Origin of the sequence: Paraburkholderia sp. JPY465, from assembly GCF_050436725.1 — a bacterium.
Classification (GTDB): domain Bacteria; phylum Pseudomonadota; class Gammaproteobacteria; order Burkholderiales; family Burkholderiaceae; genus Paraburkholderia; species Paraburkholderia youngii.
Genome location: NZ_JBNDMT010000002.1, coordinates 2,310,096 through 2,325,703, shown reverse-complemented (window position 1 = coordinate 2,325,703; position 15,608 = coordinate 2,310,096). Strand labels below are relative to the sequence as shown.

The following is a 15,608-nucleotide window of genomic DNA, read 5'->3' as shown; positions in this document are numbered from 1 at the left end:
CCGACCCATCGCATGATCCATCTGCATACTGCGCGCTTCCCCGAACAGATCGAGGCCGTACGGACCATCTTCCGCGAGTACGCGGAGAGTCTCGGCTTCGATCTCTGCTTCCAGCAATTCGACGACGAACTCGCCAGCCTGCCGGGCAAATTCGCAGCGCCACGCGGCCGCGTGCTGCTCGCGAGCAACGGCTCGGGCGACGATCCCGGCGATATCATCGGCTGTGTCGCAATGCGTCCGATCGACGACACCATCTGCGAAATGAAACGCCTGTATGTGCGTCCGGCGGGACGCGGGCTGCATGTGGGGCGGCAACTCGCCACGCGTATCCTGGCGGCCGCGAAAGAAGCGGGCTATCGCCGCATGCGTCTCGACACGCTGCCCACTATGCAAGCGGCACTCGGGCTCTACGCATCGCTGGATTTCGAACCGATCGACGCTTACGTGTTCAATCCGATCCCCGGCGCGATTTTTCTGGAATGCGATCTGACGCGGCCGCGTTCAATGTGATCGCGGTGCCGGCCTGACCCAGCCTGCGGATAGGCACTCCCTCATCGCGCCGTTCTGCTCTCTCAATCCACGCACGACGATCTCGGACGATTTGCCGTCACGCCGCGCGAGTTCGGCCAGGTCGAGCAACGCGGCGTAGCGCGCGGAACAGTCTCTCGTCGCGCTGGCGGCGGGATTCGCGCGACGGTCGTCGTTGGCGTCGCTGGTGTCGATGACTGCGTGGATTGCCGAAAACGTCGCCACGACGATCGTCGCGAGTGCGGCCGTTTTGCGGAGCGCGCGCCACGCGGACCCTTCCGCCGCTCGCCAACGACGCGCCGCCTCATCAGATGGTGGGTGCTGGCCCGCCGCGCCGCACATGACGTCGCACCGCGCTGCGCGACGTGAGCGCCACGACTCGACGCGGGTTCTGATTCGCATCGCCGCGCTCATCGTCAGGCCCAATGCGCCGGCACCCACACGCGCCCGACCCAATGGCCCGGCACCCAGACGACAGGCCGCGGCGCGACGTACACGGGACGCGGCGCGACGTAGACGGCCGGCGGCGGCACGTACACCACCGGAGGCGGCGGAACATAGGCCGGCGGCGGCGTCACCACGACGGGCTTCGGCGGTACGTACACGACCGGCGGCGGCACGACGACCGGCGCAGGCGGCGGCGCGACCACCACCGGCTTCGGCGCGACGACCACGGTCGTACCGCTCGTCGTCGTGGTCCCGCCTGCGACCACCACGCCGCCTGTGACCACCGTACCGCTCGACGTCACCGTGTGACCCTGCGTGCCGGTCACGCTCGTCGATGTCGTCACGACCCCGGGCGCGACCCGCGTCGCGGTGCCCGAGTGATAGACGCTGTTGTTGTCCGGCCCCGTCACCGTGCCCGAGCGCGCGCAGGTCGAACCCGCGCAATTGGTCGACGCCGAATGATTGACCGTATTGCCGTTCGACCCGGTGATCGAGCCCGACGACGAATACTGGCCCGGCGCGGTGCGCGTCACGTCGCCAGACGTCGTCGCCGTTTTGCCGTCGGGGCCCGTCATCGTGCCGGTATGCGAGCAGGTACCGCCCGCGCAGCTGGTGTCGCCCGAGTGCTGCACCGTGTTGCCATAGCGGCCCGTCGCGGTACCCGAGTTCGAGAACTGGCCGGGCGCCGTGCGCGTGACCGTGCCGGTGTTGCTCGCGAAGCCGCCATAGGGGCCAGCCACGCTGCCCGCATGCGAACAGCTACCGCCGCCGCACGAGCCGTAGTGCGCGCCGTTATAGACGCCGCGCGACGTGTACGCGGTGCCATGACCCGACCAGGCGAACGCCGATGCGCTGCCGAGTGCGAGCACGGCCGCGGCCGCGCCGAGCACCGCCCTGCGCAACGCGCCTCGCGCCATGCTGGCGCGGACCTTGTCGGAACCTGCGAATGAACGATTCTTCACGATATGTCCTTGCTGGATTCGGGCCACTTGCGTAATTGCCGCGTGGCGACGAACGGACTATAGAAGGACACATCGGGGAAATCATCAGGGAAGATATGTCGCGCAGTTTCACCGCGACTCGGGCCCGCCAAGCAAGGCTTTGCGGGCATTCGTCGGGCGGCGCGACATATCTCGACATAGTTTGCGAAACATTTCCGGCCGCTGAAATGGGCCGCGATCTCAGCGGCTCAGTGGCCCACTGGCGTCACCTGCACGGCGGCGGCCGACACGAACACCGCATGCAAGGTATCGCCGACCTTCACGTCGCTCAGGTCGACGTCGGGCGCGGCCTGGAACGTCTGTGTCTGATAGGCGCCGCGCAGCGTCACGAGGCGCTGTTTGTGATCGATCTTCAGCACGGTCGCGAGTACCTCGGTCTGTCGCGCCGATTCGTAACCGCCCGACGCCGGCGAATAGCTCTGCTTGTCGGCTCGCTCGCGAATCGCCTTGCCCGCGCCGCTGACCTTTTCCGCCTTCGTGAGCAGCGCATTCTTGTAGAGCACGTCGACGCGATCGCCGATCTTCAGTTGATCGAAGCCAGCAACCTGCTGACTGACGAGCACGATCGCGACGTTGCCGCCCGAGCCCTTCAGCGTCAGCGCGCGGTTGCCCGCATCGATGCCGACGATCTCCGCCGTCATATGCACCGGCTGCGCCCCGCTGAGCACCGCCTGGGCGGTGCTCGCCATGTCGTCCTGCGCGCGCGCCGGCTGGGTCGTGGCCGCGGCCGCCAGCATCAACGCTGCGCCTATCGTCGTTGTCTTCATTCGCGTTCTCCTCGACAAGGGTTTCGATCCGGCGTGACGGTCATGATGAGCGCCGCGCAATGACTTCGCGCTACGCAGTGTTCGTGCCCGCCTCCATGAACTCCACATCTTCAGGACAACTAGTGCAAACGATAGGACGCGAATTGAACGCGCGAGGCCGCGCGCAAAAGCAAACAGCCCCATCGCGGGAACGATGGGGCTGTTGCATGAACGGATCGCAAACCGCGCGCGATGTGCGTCGCGCTACACCTGCATCACACGCGCTCGATAGCGATCGCGATACCCTGGCCGACGCCGATACACATCGTGCACAGCGCGAAGCGGCCCTGCGTGCGTTGCAGTTGATACGTCGCGGTCGTCACCAGACGCGCGCCGCTCATGCCGAGCGGGTGGCCGAGCGCGATCGCGCCGCCGTTCGGGTTCACGCGGGGATCGTCGTCGGCGACGCCCAGCGCGCGCAGCACGGCGATGCCCTGCGAGGCGAACGCTTCGTTCAGCTCGATCACGTCGAACTGGTCGATCTTCATGCCCAGACGCGCGAGCAGCTTCTGCGTGGCCGGCGCCGGGCCGATGCCCATCACGCGCGGATCGACGCCCGCCGTCGCCACGCCGAGCACGCGGGCGCGCGGCGTCAGGCCGAAGCGCTTCGCGGTGTCTTCGTTCGCGAGCAGCAACGCGGCCGCGCCGTCGTTCACGCCCGACGCGTTACCGGCCGTAACCGTGCCGTCCGGACGCACGACGCCCTTTAGCTTCGCGAGCGCTTCGAGGCTCGTTTCGCGCGGATGCTCGTCTTGCGTGACCGTGATCGGATCGCCCTTCTTCTGCGCGATCGTCACGCCGACGATTTCCTGCGCGAGCGTGCCATCGCGTTGCGCGCGCGCGGCCTTCTGCTGGCTGCGCAGCGCGAACGCGTCCTGGTCGGCGCGGCTGATGTTGTAGTCGGTCGCGACGTTTTCGCCGGTTTCCGGCATCGAGTCGACGCCGTACAGCTTCTTCATCAGCGGGTTCACGAAACGCCAGCCGATCGTCGTGTCGTAGACCTCGTTTTGCCGCGAGAACGCGCTGGTCGCCTTGGGCATCACGAACGGCGCACGGCTCATGCTTTCGACGCCGCCGGCGATCATCAGCGCGGCTTCGCCCGACTTGATCGCGCGCGCGGCGATGCCGATCGCGTCCATGCCCGAGCCGCACAGACGGTTGACGGTCGAGCCCGGCACGTCCTTCGGCAAACCGGCGAGCAGCAGCGACATGCGCGCGACGTTGCGGTTGTCGTCACCGGCCTGGTTCGCACAGCCGTAGATCACGTCGTCGATCGCGGTCCAGTCGACGTTCTTGTTGCGCTCCATCAGCGCCTTGAGCGGCACCGCGCCCAAGTCGTCGGCGCGCACCGACGACAGCGAACCCGCATAGCGGCCAATGGGGGTGCGAATCGCGTCGCACAGGAATGCTTCGGTCATGGGATGTCTCCAGTTGAGATGCTGCGTGCGCTGCGCCGCGCCGCGGCCGGCCTTGCGCCGACGACGCCGGTTCGATGCGCCGAGGCATCGGCCCGGGGGGCCGACGGCCGTGCGCGGGAAGCTGCAAAACGGCAGCGGTGTGGCGGCCGATACGTCAAGGCAGCTTAGCGCAGGATCGTGAACGATGGGCTTGGGAGTGACGACCGATACGGCTGTTGCGCCTTCCTTGCCCGCCCTTATGTTCTATATACGAACACAAGGTCATATATCGAACAAAACAGGCTCGATAATAGGCGTCGGCGCGAAAGCGTGTCAAGCACGGCCGCAGCCGTGCCAACGACACCAGGGAATACGCGAAGGGAGCGATCTTCAGCGAACTTCGATTCCTTCGTCGGCGATATAGCCGCGAATCACATCCGCGAAGTTGCGCTCGGCGGCGAGCCCGAGCCGTTCGGCGCGCGATGTATCCCACGCGCCGGGCCAGCTGCCGACGATCTTCTCGATGCGCTCGTCCGGCTGCCGCACGATGCGGCTCGCGACCGCTTCGCCGGCGACCTCGCGCAGTGCCGCGATCATTTCGTCGACGCTGACCGACAGGCCCGGCAGATTCAGCACGCGCTGCTTGCCGAGCGCGGCGCCATCGAGTTCGAGGCCGGCGATCAGGCTGTCGATCGCCTTGCGCGGCGACAGCAGCCACAGCCGCGTCGAACCGGCGACCGGACACACGGCCTCCTCGCCATTCAACGGCTCGCGAATGATGCCGCTCGCAAACGACGACGCCGCCGCATTCGGCCGCCCCGGCCGCACGCTGATGGTCGGCAGTCGCAGCACGCGGCCGTCGACGAAACCGCGCCGCGAATAATCGTTGAGCAGCAGCTCGGCGATCGCCTTCTGCGCGCCATACGACGACTGCGGATTCAGCGCGGTGTCGTCCTGTACGACTGCGGGCAGATCGCCACCGTAGACCGCAACCGAGCTGGTGAACACGACGCGCGGTTGATGCCCGCGCTGTCGGCAGACTTCGAGCAGCAGCCGCGACGCATCGAGATTGATGCGCATACCGAGATCGAAGTCCGCCTCGGCCTGGCCGCTGACGATCGCAGCCAGATGAAAGATCGCCGAGGTTTGGTCGTCGATCACGCGTTCGAGCACGCTGCGCTCTGCGATATCGCCGACTTCGGTATGCACGCGCGCATCGCCGAAATCATGAGCGCGCACGACGTCGAGCAGCACCAGCCCGGTAATCGCTTGCGGTGTGCCGTGCGCATCTTTCAACTCGCCGCGTGCGAGCAGTTCGCGCGCGAGTCGCTGGCCGAGAAAACCGGCGCCGCCGGTGATCAGTACTTTCATGGTTACGTGTCCGTCAGTGGTTGTCGGAAAGTGTCAGCGCGCCGCATCGAGATAAGGCTTCAGCCAGCCAAGCCCCGCCGAGGTCCCCGCGCGCGGCCGGTATTCGCAGCCGATGTAGCCGTCGTAGCCGAGCGCATCGATCAGATCGAACAGGTACGGATAGTTCAGCTCGCCGATGTCGGGCTCGTGCCGCTCGGGCACACCTGCAACCTGGATATGACCGATGCCGGCCATATCGCGCTTGAGCTTCATCGCGAGATCGCCCTCGACGATCTGGCAGTGATAGCAATCGAACTGCACCTTCAGATTCGGCGCGCCGACTTCGGCGCAGATCGCTTGCGCGTCGTCCTGTCGATTGAGGAAATAGCCGGGCATGTCGCGCGTATTGATCGGTTCGATGACGACCGTGATCCGTTCGGTTTGCGCGGCTTGCGCGGCATAGGCAAGGTTGTCCAGATACACGTCGCGTTGCGTTTTGCGTTGCGTTTCGCCCGCCTGATCGCCGGCGATCAACCCCGCCATTACATGAAGCTTGCGATTTCCGAGCACGCGCGCGTACTCGAGAGCCGTATCGATGCTGCGGCGGAACTCGTCCTCGCGCCCCGGCAGCGACGCCAGACCGCGCTCGCCACCGCTCCAGTCGCCTGGTGGCGCATTGAACAGCGCCTGCGTGAGACCGTGAGCGTCGAGCCGTGACTTCAGCTCGGCCGCGCGGAACTCATAGGGAAACAGGTATTCGACCGCGTTGAAACCGTCGCGCGCGGCGGCGGCGAAGCGATCGAGGAACGCGTGCTCGTTGTACATCATCGACAGATTGGCGGCGAAGCGAGGCATGTCAACAGCTCCTTTGAGACAGTCCGATACGGTGCATGACGTTCATCGGTAATGCGCGCTGCTACCAGCGCGCGCCGAACGCGGTACGGAGTTCTTCGATCGCGGCGGCGTCGAGCGGCGCGGGCCGCGGATTCGTCATCAGCCACAAGCGCGCGGTCTCCTCGAGTTCTTCGAGCGCATACGACGCGTGCGCGACCGAGCGCTCCCACACCACCGGCCCCAGACGTTCGAGCAGCACCGCCCGTACGCGGTCGGCCAGCGCGGCGATCTGCGCGGCCACTTGCGGATCGCCGGGGCGTTGATAGCGAATCAGCGGTACGTGGCCCACTTTCATCACGTAGTACGGCGTGATCGGCGGCAACACGTCCGCTTCGCTCCATACGCCCGCGAGCGTCAATGCGACCAGATGCGTCGAATGGGTATGGACGATGCCGCGCGCCTCGCCGTTGCGCGCATAGATACCGCGATGCAGCGCGAGCGTTTTCGACGGCTTGCCGCCCGACATCGCGTGGCCGTTTGCGTCGACCTTCGCGATATCGGCGGGATCGAGGCGGCCGAGACACGCGTCAGTCGGTGTGATCAGCCAGCCATCGTCGAGCCGCGCGCTGATGTTGCCGGCGCTACCGACCGTATAGCCGCGCTGATACAGACTCGCGCCGACCGCGCAGATTTCCTCGCGCACGCGCGCTTCGGCCGAGATGTGAAGTGCCGGTGCGCCGCTCATTGCGCGGCTCCATCGAGATGACGCAGCGCCTTGTCGAAGAAGTCCGTGGTGCCGAAATTGCCGGATTTCAGCGCGAGTGCGAGCGGTTCCGCTTCGGTCGTCGCGGTGGCCGGCACACCCGGATCGATTTGTGCGCCGATGCGCAGCATGCGCACGTCGAGCGCCTGCACGACCGCGCCCGAGGTCTCCCCGCCCGCGACGACGAACTTGCGCACGCCGCGTTCGCGCAGGCCGCGCGCAATCGATGCCAACGTCTTCTCGACCAGATGCCCGGCTTCGTTGACGCCGAGTTCGCGCTGCACCGCCTGCACCTCGTCGGGCGATGCAGTCGCATAGATCAGCACCGGCTCGGCGTGCACGAAGCGCTGTTGCGCGAACTCGAGCGCTTCGCCGACGACGTCCTCGCCGCGCGCCGCCGCGAGCGGATCGATGCGGAACGCGGGCCGCGTCGCGCACCAGGCGGCGACCTGCGCGTTGGTCGCCTTCGACGCACTGCCCGCGAGCACCGCCGACAAACCTTCTACGCGCGGCAATTGCGCGGCATGGGTTTGCTCGCCGAGTAGCCCCGCGCGCCGGAAGTTGGCCGGCAAGCCGAGCGCGACGCCGGAGCCGCCGGTGATCAGCGCGAGGTCCGCGCAGGCCGCGCCGAGCGTATGCAGATCGGCGTCGGACACCGCATCGGCAATCGCGATGCGCACGCCGTCGGCGCGCAGCGCTTCGAATGCGGCGCGCACGGCCGTATCGCCTTGCGCGACCCGGTCGTAACGCACAAGCCCGACCTTCGACTGCGTTTGCCGCTGCAGCACGCGCACGAGATTCGCGTCGCGCATCGGCGTCAGCGGATGGTTCTCCATGCCCGACTCGTTGAGCAGCGCATCGCCGACGAACAGATGGCCGCGGAAAATCGTGCGGCCGTTCTCGGGAAACGCGGGACACGCAATCGTGAACGACGCGCGCTCAGCAAACTCGGCGGACAGCGCGTTCAGCAACGCATCGGTCACCGGGCCGATGTTGCCCGCATCGGTCGAATCGAAGGTCGAGCAGTACTTGAAGAAGAATTGCCGGCACCCTTGCGAGCGCAGCCAGGCGAGCGCGGCGAGCGATTGGGCGACCGCGTCGGCGGCGGGGATCGTGCGCGACTTGAGCGCGACGACGAGCGCATCGGCGTCGAGCGCAGCGGCGCCCGGCGCATCGGCGCCCGGCGCTTCGTTGGAGGTCGGCACGCCGATCGTCTGCACCGTGCGCATGCCGCCGCGTACGAGCATGTTGGCGAGATCGGTGGCGCCGGTGAAGTCGTCGGCGATGCAGCCGAGCAGCGCGGGTTTCGTTTGAGCCGTCATGAGCACCGTCCTCGCTTATGGCTTCGCCGGCAATTCGATGCCGGGGAAAATCTTCACGACCGCCGAGTCGTCCTCACCGCCGTGGCCCGCCGTCGACGCCATCATGAACATCTGATGCGCGGCCGCCGACAGCGGCAGTGGAAACTTCGTGCGACGCGCGGTATCGAGCACGAGGCCCAGGTCCTTGACGAAAATATCGACTGCCGACAGCGGCGTGTAATCGCCCGCGAGAATATGCGGAACGCGGTTCTCGAACATCCACGAATTGCCCGCGCTGTGCGTGATCACGTCGTATAGCGCGTCCGGATCGACGCCTTCGCGCAAGCCGAGCGCCATTGCCTCGGCGGCCACCGCGATATGCACTCCGGCCAGCAACTGATTGATGATCTTCACTTTCGAGCCCGCGCCATGCGCGGCCCCGAGCCGATACACGTTGCCGGCGATCGCGGCGAGCACGTCCTCGCACGCGGCGTACGCGGCTGCGGGACCGGACGTCATCATCGTCATCTCGCCCGATGCGGCGCGCGCAGCGCCGCCCGACACCGGCGCATCGAGCATCTGCAGACCGGCCGACTCGACGCGCTTGCCGAGATCGCTGGCGAATTCCGGCGCGACCGTGGCACTGGCGATCACGACGCCGCCCGGCTTCATCGCCGCGAGCGCGCCGTGCTCACCGAATAGCACGGCCTCGGTCTGCGCGGCATTGACGACCAGCGTGATCACGACCTCGCACTGCGCGCCGAGCTCCGCGGGCGTCGCACAGCCGACGCCGCCTTCAGCGACGAACGCCTGCAGCACGTCGCGCCGCAAGTCGCACGCGTGGACCTTGAAGCCGGCGCGCAACAGCGAACGCGCAACGCCGAGCCCCATGGCTCCCAAACCGATGACACCGACATTTCTCGACATGCGTGACCTCTATGGATTGGTGCTGCATTGGTGCGTTCGCGCGCGGCGGGATCACCGCGCGCCTTCCGCGCGTCAGGCGATGCCCGCCTCGGCAAGCCGCCGTGCCGCGTTGTACAGATGCGTCTGCGCGGCATTGCGCGCCGCCATCGGATCGCCGGCGCGAATCGCCGCGGCGATCGCCGCGTGCTCCTCGCGCACCTGCCGCGAGAAGTCCTCGCGCAGCGCCTCGTTGCGGCGCGTGACGACCGTGCCCGCTTCGAGGTACTGATTGAGGAACGTCAGCGTCTTCAGGAAATACGGATTGCCCGTCGCCGCCGCGATCGCGCGATGAAACGCGACGTCTTCGGCGACGCCGTCTTCGCCATTGGCGACCGCGCGCTCGATCTGAGCGAGCGCGGCGTCGATCGCGGCCATGTCGGCATCGCTGCGACGCATTGCGGCTTCCGACGCGACCTCCGCCTCGATCGCGCGGCGCAGCGCGAGGATCTGCACGACCGAGCCCGGCTCGACGGCTTCCGCGTAGTCGATCCGCAGCGGGCGGATCGTGCCGTGCCCAGCGACGAACACGCCACTGCCCTGGCGCGGTTCGACCACCCCCTCGTTCTTCAGCCGCGACAGCGCCTCGCGAATCACCGTGCGGCTCACGCCGAACTGTTCCGAGAGCACGGCTTCGGTCGGCAGCTTGGCGCCGCGCGCGAAAGTGCCCTTGTCGATCTGCTTCAGCAGTTGCTGCGCGACGGTGTCGCTCAAAGCGCGCGAGGGAATCTTGTCGAACATGGCGGATCGGTTGGGTTGGATCGGGTGCCGCAAACTGGTCATGTTATCGGGTCATCATACAAATTTGAGACACGAATCGCATCCACGCAAACCCTGGGTTTTTTGCACGAATCGGCGTTATTTGGCGAAATAGAAGGCTTAAGCTATCGTCTCGCCTTTGCGCCGCAACGCCACGCGCGGCGCCGCATCGAAACGAACGCGCGTCGCGTGCCTTGCGCGCGCACTCTTTTGCAACCACGATCAAGGTCCATGAGCAAAGCCCTGCCGCCGTCTTCCGTCGCGCCCGCCAACGTCGAACCGGCCCCGGAGAAACCGGGTGACTCGTACGTGCAGTCGTTCGCGCGCGGCCTCGCGGTCATCCGCGCATTCGACGCGACGCGCCCCGAACAGACGCTCACCGACGTCGCCGCGGCGACCGGCCTCACGCGCGCCGGCGCGCGCCGGATTCTGCTGACGCTGCAAACGCTGGGCTACGTGGAAGCCGAGGGACGCCTGTTCCGTCTGACGCCGAAGATTCTCGACCTCGGCTTCGCGTACCTCACCTCGATGCCGTTCTGGAATCTCGCCGAACCGGTGATGGAAAGCCTGTCGGCACAGGTGCACGAAAGCTGCTCGGCGGCCGTGCTCGATCGCACCGAGATCGTCTACGTGCTGCGCGTGCCGACTCACAAGATCATGACGATCAACCTGTCGATCGGCAGCCGTCTGCCCGCGTACTGCACGTCGATGGGCCGCGTGCTGCTCGCCTCGCTCGACGAGGAAACGCTCGACGCGACGCTGAACTCGTCGCCGCTCTACGCACACACGCCGCGCACCGTTACCGACAAGGAAGAGTTGAAGAAGGTAATCGAGCAGGTGCGTCGCCAGGGGTGGGCAATCGTCGATCAGGAGCTCGAAGGCGGTTTGATTTCGCTGTCCGCGCCGATTCGCAATCGCCAGGGCCGCGTGATCGCCGCGATGAACATCAGCGGCAACGCGCAGCGCAATTCGGCCAAACAGATGGTGAAGGCGTTTCTGGAACCGCTGCAGCAAGCCGCGCAGACGGTCTCCGAGATGGTCGCGCGGCGCGGCTGACGCACGCGGCTATCTGGTAGCGCGCATTTGCTGCGCGCTACCGCGTCGACTCTTATCGCTCACTGCGCGAGATAGCGCTCCACGAGCCGCGCCCAGAACGCCGCGCCGATCGGCAGACTTTGGTCGTTGAAGTCGTAATGCGGGTTGTGCACCATGCAACCATCCTCGCCGATGCCGTTGCCGATGCGCAGAAACGTGCCCGGCCGCTTCTGCAGCATGAAGGCGAAGTCCTCGCTGCCCATCAGGATGTCGGTCTGCTCGATCACCTTGTCATCGCCGACCAGCTCACGCGCAACCTGCACCGCGAAATCCGTTTCGGCGTCCGTATTGATGACGACCGGGTAACCTTCGATGTACTCGACATGCGCCTTGCCGCCATAGCTCGCCGCCTGCGACTCGGCCAGCTCGGTGATGCGCTTCTTCAGCAACTCTCGCACCTCGGGGCTGAACGAGCGCACGCTCAGTTCGAGCCGCGCGCTGCTCGAAATCACGTTGTTCGCGGTGCCCGCGTGCATCGAGCCCACCGTCACCACGGCCGGCTGCGACGGATCGACGTTGCGTGCGACGATCGTCTGCAGCGCCATCACGATGCTCGCGGCGACCACGACCGGATCGACGGTCAGATGCGGACGCGCCGCATGACCGCCGACGCCTTCGATCGTGATGGTCGCCTTGTCCCCTGCCGACATGAACGGCCCCTTGCGAAACAGCAGCATGCCCGGCTCCGCGCCCGGATGATTGTGCAGGCCGAACACGGCGTCGCACGGGAAGCGCTCGAACAGGCCGTCGTTGATCATCTTCAGCGCGCCGCTGTCGATGCCGCTTTCCTCGGCCGGCTGGAAATACAGATGCACGGTGCCCGAGAAATTGCGCGTGGCCGCGAGACGTTGTGCGGCGCCGAGCAGGATCGTCGTGTGGCCGTCGTGGCCGCACGCATGCATCTTGCCGTGGGTGCCGCTCGCGTACGGCAAGCCGGTCTGTTCGATGATCGGCAGCGCGTCCATGTCCGCGCGAATGCCGATGCTGCGCTTGCCGTCGCCCACCTTCAGCGTGCCGACCACGCCGGTCTTGCCGACCCCGCGCGTGACCTGCCAGCCCCACTGTTCGAGCTTTTCCGCGACGAGCGCCGCGGTCCGCACTTCCTCGTACGCGAGTTCGGGATGGTGATGAATGTGATGGCGAATCTCGCGCAGGCTCGCGGCGGCGGGTTCCAGATCGGACACTTCGGTCAAACGCGGGGTCTCGTTCATCGTTTGCATGGCTCCAGTGAGTAGCCTCGCACTATATCCATGCCGTTTCGTTCGAATAAGATGCTATTTTTTTCACCCTGATTAACGGCTCTTATATACGGGGTTACCCTGATGAAACTGCAGCAGTTGCAGGCCTTCGTCGCCGCCGCGCATCACCGCAGCCTGCGCGCCGCCGCGCGTGAACTCGGCGTCACGCAGCCGGCCGTCACGCATACGATTCGCGAACTGGAAAGCGCGCTCAATGCGGAGTTGATGGTGCGCAGCGTGCGCGGCATTGAGCTGACCGCGTGCGGGCTCGCGCTGTTGCCGCGCGCCGAACAGTTGCTGGGCGACATGCGCCGCACCGTCGAGGCCGTCGAGCAGGTGAAAGGAGAACTGGCCGGCAAGGTCAGCGTCGGCACGATGCCATCGCTCGCGCTGACGGTTCTTCCGCATGCGGTGTCGAGCTTTCGCCAAAAGATGCCGCTCGTGAGTCTGCATCTGGAGGAAGTGACGGTGCCCGATGCGCTCGCGCGTCTGCGCAACGGCACACTCGATCTCGCGGCGATCCATCACGTTCAGGCATTGGATAACGATCTGGTACAGGTGCCGCTGTACTCGACGCAGTTCGTCGTCACGATGCGCGCGGGGCACCCGCTCGCGAACGTCACGCGTCTGTCCGAACTGCTCGACGCCGAGTGGATCGTCACGGTCGGCGCCGATCACTTCCCGCACAGCGTGAGGATGGCGATGTTCAGCGCGCATGGTTTGCCGCTGCCGCAGCGGCTGCTGCGCGCGCCGTCGTCGTTTGCGGTGACGCTCGGGCTCGTATCGCAGACCGACGTGATCAGTTGCTTCACGCGGCCGCTCGCGCAGCGGGTCGCGCCGCTCGGCATTCGTGTCGCGCAGATCGAAGACGCGCTGCCGAACTACGATCTGAGCATCATCTCGCGACGCGATCTGCTGCCGACGCCGGCCGTACAGCAGTTCGTCGCGTGTTTGCGGCAGGTCACGCGGGAGCGGATGGAGGCCGTGCAATAAGGCCGCGTGACTGCGTTACGCGCTCATCTGCTCCTTGAGCACTGTGATCAACTCGTGCCCCGCTTGTTCGAGCGTGCCGGAGTTGTCGATCGTCGTGCAGCGCACGCCGGCCGGCAACGCAAACGGCGCACGCCGCGCCAGCCGCGCCGCGACCTGCTCCGACGATTCGCGCGCTCGCGCGCCGAGCCGCGCTTCGAGAATATGCGGCGCGGCGCTCACGTGCACCACTTCCGCGCGGGGATAGCGCGCGAGCGCATGCTGCAGGTACTGCCGCGAGCCGTTGACGACCACCGTGCAGCCGCGCGCGAGCCACGCATCGAGTTCGATGCCGATGCCATAGCGCAGCGAATGACTCGACCATTCGAGCGCGAACAGGCCCAGCACCGAGCGCGCGGCGAACTCCTCGACGCTCAGCGCGACATGCACTTCCCCATGGCCGCTCGGCCGCGTGATGTAACGATGCGCGAACACGACTGGCTCGCCGGCGAGCCGCGTGCGCGCGAATTGCAGCAGCGAATCCTTGCCCGCGCCAGACGGGCCCATCACATAGATCAAACGCCCATTCATTGGCTGCTCACCTCGTCTTGCTGCTTTTCCTTGCGATCGCCGTGTTGCGCGCCGTCGCTGAAGGGCAGCGGCTGCCACAGCACGAACGGCTCGCCCGGCGCCGGCTCGACGAACAGCGCGGCCTGATCGACCGCGAGCGGCCCGAGCGCAGGGGTGCGCTCACGCCACCATGCGAGCAGCGTCGCGCGCTCGTCGGCATCCGCTAGCGAGCTGGACAGCGTCATATGAAAACGGAACTCGTCGAACACGTACGGGTAGCCCCATTGCAGCAGCAACGCACGTTGGCGTTCGCTGAGCGGTGCGGCGAGCCGGCGCTCGAGATCGGCCGCAGACGGTCGCGCGCGCAGCCCATCTAGCGACTCCAGCGCGTTCGACGCAAGCTCGCGAATGCGCGTCTCGCCATTTGCATCGGCCGGTCGCAGCGCGACGAAGTCGCCCAGCGTGGCCGCTTCCACCGGCAACGCGAACGGCTGTTGCGCGAGCGCCCACGCGCGCGCGGCCGCAAGCACGTCGTGCTGCGTGATACCGGCGCCGAGCCGGAACGGGGCGACCAGCGTACCATGCCAACCATAGCGGCGCGGCGAGTCGGTCAACGCGGCGAGCGGGCGCGTCAGGCCAGGCGGCTGCGGCTGCGCGCAGCGCTCGCCGCTTTGCGCATCGCGGCCGAGCCACGTCGAGCCGGCCTGCCACCACGCCGATTCACCCGACGGCGCGTAGTACAGCGCGAAGCGCGCTTCATCACTCCATGCGGGGCCGCTCACAGGTCATGCTCCACGAGCAGTTGCACACGGTCGGCCGCGAAATGTGTGAAGCCGTATTTGACCGGCGTGCCTTGCAAATCGACGTCGACGTTCTCGACCCACAGCACCGGCTGCTGACGGTTGATGTTGAGCCGCCGCGCGACCTCCGGCTCGGGCAGCACGCTGCCGATGCGGCTCCACTTGCGCAGATAATCGTCCACGCCGAATTCGGCCAGCGCCTTCGTCGTGCCGCCGAGGCGTTGCACGACTTCCGGCAGCTCCGGAAAACGCGCGGCCGGATACCAGCTGCGCGCGAACGTAAGCGGCACGCCGTCGGACTCGTGCAGCGATTCGATCCGATAGACCGCCGCGCCCGCGCGCAGACCCAACGCCTTCGCGACGCTGGGCTCGGCTTTCACGCGCGAGCCCGACAGCATCGTGCCGCCGGGCGCGTGATGTTGTTGGCGCAGGTTTTCGGTGAAACGTGTACGGCGGCCGATCGAATAGTCGATCGCGCCGGGCTGTACGAAGGTGCCGCGCCCCTGCTCGACGCTGACGAGGCCGAGCGCGGCGAGGCCGAGCATCGCGCGACGTACCGTGTGACGGTTGACGTCAAAGCGTTTCGCCAGCTCACCTTCGCTCGGCAGCCGCCCTTCTTCCCCGAATCCGCTTGCCGCGATCTCGGCGGCGAGAATCTGTTCGATCTGTCTCCAGACGGCCACGCCTGCGCCGCGTTCGAGCATCGTGGCCGGCGCCGCGCTGTCGTTCGATGTCATGGTGCTGTCATTCCCTTCGGTTCAAATGATCGCCATGTCGTGCATTGTAG

At 66.6% G+C, this 15,608-nt stretch carries 17 protein-coding genes; 3 read left to right on the top strand and 14 right to left on the bottom strand.

What is annotated here, in order from left to right; genetic code table 11:
• The first annotated feature begins 12 nt into the window (after window positions 1-12).
• Window positions 13-510 carry a GNAT family N-acetyltransferase gene (locus tag QFZ94_RS12870; RefSeq protein ID WP_410850356.1) on the top strand — a complete coding sequence of 166 codons (498 nt, stop codon included), beginning with the start codon at window positions 13-15 and terminating at the stop codon, window positions 508-510.
• Here QFZ94_RS12870 and QFZ94_RS12865 read toward each other — a convergent pair.
• The 10 genes from QFZ94_RS12865 to QFZ94_RS12820 form a co-directional block, all read right to left on the bottom strand.
• A complete protein-coding gene (locus QFZ94_RS12865) occupies window positions 502-930 on the bottom strand; it encodes a hypothetical protein (RefSeq protein WP_429457297.1) in 429 nt (142 codons plus the stop codon). The genes QFZ94_RS12870 and QFZ94_RS12865 overlap by 9 nt on opposite strands.
• 14 nt (window positions 931-944) lie before the next feature.
• The gene (locus tag QFZ94_RS12860; RefSeq protein ID WP_429457773.1) at window positions 945-1,892 is read right to left on the bottom strand and encodes a hypothetical protein; all 948 of its coding nucleotides are present in this window, start codon (window positions 1,890-1,892) and stop codon (window positions 945-947) included.
• 272 nt (window positions 1,893-2,164) lie between these two features.
• Entirely contained in the window at window positions 2,165-2,743 is a 579-nt protein-coding gene (locus tag QFZ94_RS12855) for a hypothetical protein (protein ID WP_429457295.1), read from the bottom strand.
• A gap of 254 nt (window positions 2,744-2,997) precedes the next feature.
• Window positions 2,998-4,200 (bottom strand): 3-oxoadipyl-CoA thiolase, encoded by a 1,203-nt coding sequence (pcaF, locus tag QFZ94_RS12850; RefSeq protein WP_410850354.1) that lies wholly within the window; start codon window positions 4,198-4,200, stop codon window positions 2,998-3,000.
• 369 nt (window positions 4,201-4,569) lie between these two features.
• Window positions 4,570-5,550, bottom strand: a complete 981-nt coding sequence (denD, locus tag QFZ94_RS12845; RefSeq protein WP_429457292.1) for a D-erythronate dehydrogenase — start codon at window positions 5,548-5,550, stop codon at window positions 4,570-4,572.
• A gap of 33 nt (window positions 5,551-5,583) precedes the next feature.
• Window positions 5,584-6,384, bottom strand: a complete 801-nt coding sequence (gene otnI, locus QFZ94_RS12840) for a 2-oxo-tetronate isomerase (RefSeq protein ID WP_429457290.1) — start codon at window positions 6,382-6,384, stop codon at window positions 5,584-5,586.
• A 61-nt stretch (window positions 6,385-6,445) separates the two neighbouring features.
• A complete protein-coding gene (locus tag QFZ94_RS12835) occupies window positions 6,446-7,108 on the bottom strand; it encodes an aldolase (RefSeq protein ID WP_410850351.1) in 663 nt (220 codons plus the stop codon).
• Window positions 7,105-8,448 (bottom strand): 3-oxo-tetronate kinase, encoded by a 1,344-nt coding sequence (gene otnK / locus QFZ94_RS12830; RefSeq protein WP_429457288.1) that lies wholly within the window; start codon window positions 8,446-8,448, stop codon window positions 7,105-7,107. Before otnK ends, QFZ94_RS12835 begins: the two co-directional genes overlap by 4 nt.
• 15 nt (window positions 8,449-8,463) lie before the next feature.
• Window positions 8,464-9,354 carry an L-threonate dehydrogenase gene (gene ltnD, locus QFZ94_RS12825; RefSeq protein WP_429457286.1) on the bottom strand — a complete coding sequence of 297 codons (891 nt, stop codon included), beginning with the start codon at window positions 9,352-9,354 and terminating at the stop codon, window positions 8,464-8,466.
• 72 nt (window positions 9,355-9,426) lie between these two features.
• Window positions 9,427-10,131: a FadR/GntR family transcriptional regulator gene (locus tag QFZ94_RS12820; RefSeq protein WP_368587110.1), complete on the bottom strand. Its 705-nt coding sequence runs from the start codon at window positions 10,129-10,131 to the stop codon at window positions 9,427-9,429.
• A gap of 249 nt (window positions 10,132-10,380) precedes the next feature.
• Here QFZ94_RS12820 and QFZ94_RS12815 point away from each other — a divergent pair, with 249 nt between their 5' ends.
• Window positions 10,381-11,205 carry an IclR family transcriptional regulator gene (locus tag QFZ94_RS12815; protein ID WP_176124671.1) on the top strand — a complete coding sequence of 275 codons (825 nt, stop codon included), beginning with the start codon at window positions 10,381-10,383 and terminating at the stop codon, window positions 11,203-11,205.
• A 59-nt stretch (window positions 11,206-11,264) separates the two neighbouring features.
• Here the strand turns inward: QFZ94_RS12815 and QFZ94_RS12810 are convergent, their stop codons facing one another.
• Complete coding sequence (locus QFZ94_RS12810; RefSeq protein WP_429457283.1) at window positions 11,265-12,455, bottom strand: M20 aminoacylase family protein; 1,191 nt, start codon at window positions 12,453-12,455, stop codon at window positions 11,265-11,267.
• A 111-nt stretch (window positions 12,456-12,566) separates the two neighbouring features.
• On the opposite strand from QFZ94_RS12810, the gene QFZ94_RS12805 reads away from it, so the two are divergent.
• Window positions 12,567-13,475 carry a LysR family transcriptional regulator gene (locus QFZ94_RS12805; RefSeq protein ID WP_429457281.1) on the top strand — a complete coding sequence of 303 codons (909 nt, stop codon included), beginning with the start codon at window positions 12,567-12,569 and terminating at the stop codon, window positions 13,473-13,475.
• A 15-nt stretch (window positions 13,476-13,490) separates the two neighbouring features.
• On the opposite strand, the gene phnN is transcribed toward QFZ94_RS12805, so the two are convergent.
• From phnN to phnF, 3 genes are read right to left on the bottom strand one after another with little or no spacing between them, the layout of a single operon-like run.
• Window positions 13,491-14,042, bottom strand: coding sequence for a phosphonate metabolism protein/1,5-bisphosphokinase (PRPP-forming) PhnN (gene phnN / locus QFZ94_RS12800; RefSeq protein WP_368587114.1), 552 nt, complete (start codon window positions 14,040-14,042; stop codon window positions 13,491-13,493).
• Window positions 14,039-14,803, bottom strand: a complete 765-nt coding sequence (locus QFZ94_RS12795) for a DUF1045 domain-containing protein (protein WP_429457279.1) — start codon at window positions 14,801-14,803, stop codon at window positions 14,039-14,041. Before QFZ94_RS12795 ends, phnN begins: the two co-directional genes overlap by 4 nt.
• Window positions 14,800-15,558, bottom strand: coding sequence for a phosphonate metabolism transcriptional regulator PhnF (gene phnF / locus QFZ94_RS12790; RefSeq protein ID WP_429457277.1), 759 nt, complete (start codon window positions 15,556-15,558; stop codon window positions 14,800-14,802). Before phnF ends, QFZ94_RS12795 begins: the two co-directional genes overlap by 4 nt.
• Between the last annotated feature and the right edge of the window lie 50 nt (window positions 15,559-15,608).

Excerpts from the sequence above, each read along its gene's own strand:
- QFZ94_RS12870 (WP_410850356.1), top strand. The coding sequence starts at position 13 with ATGATCCATCTGCATACTGCGCGCTTCCCCGAACAGATCGAGGCCGTA.
- QFZ94_RS12865 (WP_429457297.1), bottom strand. The coding sequence starts at position 930 with ATGCGAATCAGAACCCGCGTCGAGTCGTGGCGCTCACGTCGCGCAGCG.
- QFZ94_RS12860 (WP_429457773.1), bottom strand. The coding sequence starts at position 1,892 with ATGGCGCGAGGCGCGTTGCGCAGGGCGGTGCTCGGCGCGGCCGCGGCC.
- QFZ94_RS12855 (WP_429457295.1), bottom strand. The coding sequence starts at position 2,743 with ATGAAGACAACGACGATAGGCGCAGCGTTGATGCTGGCGGCCGCGGCC.
- pcaF (WP_410850354.1), bottom strand. The coding sequence starts at position 4,200 with ATGACCGAAGCATTCCTGTGCGACGCGATTCGCACCCCCATTGGCCGC.
- denD (WP_429457292.1), bottom strand. The coding sequence starts at position 5,550 with ATGAAAGTACTGATCACCGGCGGCGCCGGTTTTCTCGGCCAGCGACTC.
- otnI (WP_429457290.1), bottom strand. The coding sequence starts at position 6,384 with ATGCCTCGCTTCGCCGCCAATCTGTCGATGATGTACAACGAGCACGCG.
- QFZ94_RS12835 (WP_410850351.1), bottom strand. The coding sequence starts at position 7,108 with ATGAGCGGCGCACCGGCACTTCACATCTCGGCCGAAGCGCGCGTGCGC.
- otnK (WP_429457288.1), bottom strand. The coding sequence starts at position 8,448 with ATGACGGCTCAAACGAAACCCGCGCTGCTCGGCTGCATCGCCGACGAC.
- ltnD (WP_429457286.1), bottom strand. The coding sequence starts at position 9,354 with ATGTCGAGAAATGTCGGTGTCATCGGTTTGGGAGCCATGGGGCTCGGC.
- QFZ94_RS12820 (WP_368587110.1), bottom strand. The coding sequence starts at position 10,131 with ATGTTCGACAAGATTCCCTCGCGCGCTTTGAGCGACACCGTCGCGCAG.
- QFZ94_RS12815 (WP_176124671.1), top strand. The coding sequence starts at position 10,381 with ATGAGCAAAGCCCTGCCGCCGTCTTCCGTCGCGCCCGCCAACGTCGAA.
- QFZ94_RS12810 (WP_429457283.1), bottom strand. The coding sequence starts at position 12,455 with ATGAACGAGACCCCGCGTTTGACCGAAGTGTCCGATCTGGAACCCGCC.
- QFZ94_RS12805 (WP_429457281.1), top strand. The coding sequence starts at position 12,567 with ATGAAACTGCAGCAGTTGCAGGCCTTCGTCGCCGCCGCGCATCACCGC.
- phnN (WP_368587114.1), bottom strand. The coding sequence starts at position 14,042 with ATGAATGGGCGTTTGATCTATGTGATGGGCCCGTCTGGCGCGGGCAAG.
- phnF (WP_429457277.1), bottom strand. The coding sequence starts at position 15,558 with ATGACATCGAACGACAGCGCGGCGCCGGCCACGATGCTCGAACGCGGC.